This window comes from Acidipropionibacterium timonense, from assembly GCF_900605005.1.
GTDB classification, from domain to species: Bacteria; Actinomycetota; Actinomycetes; order Propionibacteriales; family Propionibacteriaceae; genus Cutibacterium; species Cutibacterium timonense.
The window spans coordinates 1-2,020 of sequence record NZ_LR027567.1 but is presented as its reverse complement, the minus strand read 5'-3'; the positions used below and the strand labels follow the sequence as shown (position 1 = coordinate 2,020).

General features: G+C 60.7%; 1 protein-coding gene and 1 pseudogene. Both read right to left on the bottom strand.

The features are described from left to right. Nucleotides 1–123: 123 nt before the first annotated feature. Nucleotides 124–564 (bottom strand): annotated as a pseudogene (locus tag E0E30_RS13180) (IS1634 family transposase); the annotation flags it as partial. A 189-nt stretch (nucleotides 565–753) separates the two neighbouring features. Next, nucleotides 754–1,356: an XRE family transcriptional regulator gene (locus tag E0E30_RS13175; protein WP_130866939.1), complete on the bottom strand. Its 603-nt coding sequence runs from the start codon at nucleotides 1,354–1,356 to the stop codon at nucleotides 754–756. Nucleotides 1,357–2,020 lie beyond the last annotated feature (664 nt).

Below are 2,020 nucleotides of genomic sequence, written 5' to 3'. Positions count from 1 at the left end.
TGCTCACCAGAGGCCTTGGCCTCATCGAGCATCCGCAGCGCGCGCTCGCGCATCTCGGGAGAGTACTTCTGGTTCATCGTGTTCCATCCTTGCTTCAAGAACGGAACGAAACCCAGGCCGATTCAGTTTCGAGGTGGGTTCGACGATCCGGGCCACAACGACCTGCTCGAACACCTGATCGGCAACCGCGTCGAATCCCAGGCGGCGATAGGCCCTGTCCAGCACAGACCACAACAGGTCCGAGGCCGTCGAGACGACCTGCGCAGGCCTGGCAAGCGCTGAACTCTCATGGCGTCCAGAGTCCTCACCGGTCAACCTGTCCTGGACCACGGGCTCGGTGAACGACTCCTCGACCGCGACCGGGATCTCCACGCCCAGGTCCACGGGCTCCTGGCCGCTCAACTGCTCGATCCTGGCCTGGGCAGTGGTCTTGAGTACCGCCAGTTCCTCGTCACTGTGAGCCGAGCCCACATGCTCCACGATGATGCGCCTGCCCCGTCGCTTCTCAGCGATCTGGACCGCCACCGCACCCGAACCCGTGCGGACCGTCCGGACATAGGTCATGACCCCCACAATACGGGCCCCCAGGACCGTCTTAGTGCCCCAAAACAGCCACGATCGAACACGAAACCCGTAGCCAGACCAACACACCCGACCGAACCCCGAAAAACTGCATCAAGTCAGGTCAGACGATGACGACCCACCGGCATCCGCCGGTGGGTCGTCTTGGGAACTCAGCGCAGATCCGGAACTTCACGAATCCTCGCCTCTCCGATCTGTGCGGATCCACTGACCGAGATGGTTCCCGATCCAGTCCTGCATGACCACGGACTCTGCCGCAACAGTCAGGTCTGTGTCGTCAATCCTCCCGGCCAGCGGGTCCACATGGGTCGTCGCGGCCTGACGATCGAGCTCGGCGAGATGGTCCTTCACGTCGAACAGGCTCAGCGTGGTCTGTGGCCAGTACACCGTCATCCCCAGGGTCTCGGCCCGCGTCTCGTACTTCTTGCGGTACTCATCGCAGGGATGGGTCGCCGAGATCATGAGCGTGACCGGGTCCTGCACGCGGCAGCACAGCAGTCCGTTGCGATATGAGTCGAGGTCCTGATAGATGTCCTGGACAAGCTGGGTCACCTCGGTGGCCCGCCAGGACGCCAGTTCCTCGGGCACCGCGGTGCCCTCGAGCAGATGGGTGGCAACGTCGAGGGACACCCCCAGCTCAAGGGCCACCTCGTTGGCACTCGCCCCCTGCTCCGTCAGCTCGACTCGCAGCAGGTCCAGGGTCGCGACAAGGGACTCCTCGGCGGCCTGGAGGGTCGTCGCAGCCGATATGAACAGCCTGGCTCGTGGGGTCATGGTGCTACGTTACAGCTCAGGTTGGTCATGGTCTTCGAGACCACGGCTCGGAACTGAACGCTGTGCACGGTGACTCTCGCGACCACGTCATAGTTGGCTTTTGTGTTCTTCCTGCAGAGATTCGTCGCTACCGCAGTGGCACCCCGCGAATATGGACCGTTCAGTGATGTGTACTCACTGACTTTGTGCATGATACCAAATGATGTAATCTTCGGATTGCCTTGCCGAAGGTCAACATGAATAGAATGCCTATAGAGGTCGTTTGGGGCGGCTGTAGATTTACAGCTGGACTGAGCTCCCCATTCCAGACGATTCTTGATAATCTGCGGATTGTGGAACTTTCCTGTGCAAATACCGGCATCAAAGTCTGCACTACGCGTGGACGCCCCAGAAGACGAGGAACTGTCATCTGATCCGATGACCCATGAGTGATTGTCCGAGATCATCATGTAGCCATCATGGGACTCCGCACGAGCATTATCAACGTCCACACCAGCACCACGAGCCGCCGAAACGAGTGCGGCCGGAGCAGATTCTGGCTCTTCAGGATCCAGGGTGTAGTTGTGGGGTTCCTGTGATGGCGGCCCGGAGTGCGTGAGGGGAGGACCCTGCGCGAGGATCGGAGTGTCTAGGTCCCGTCCTCGTGAATCGCAAGGCCCTCCAT

Bases quoted from the DNA above. Each gene is read 5' to 3' on its own strand.
- E0E30_RS13175 (WP_130866939.1), bottom strand. From the start codon at position 1,356: ATGACCCCACGAGCCAGGCTGTTCATATCGGCTGCGACGACCCTCCAG.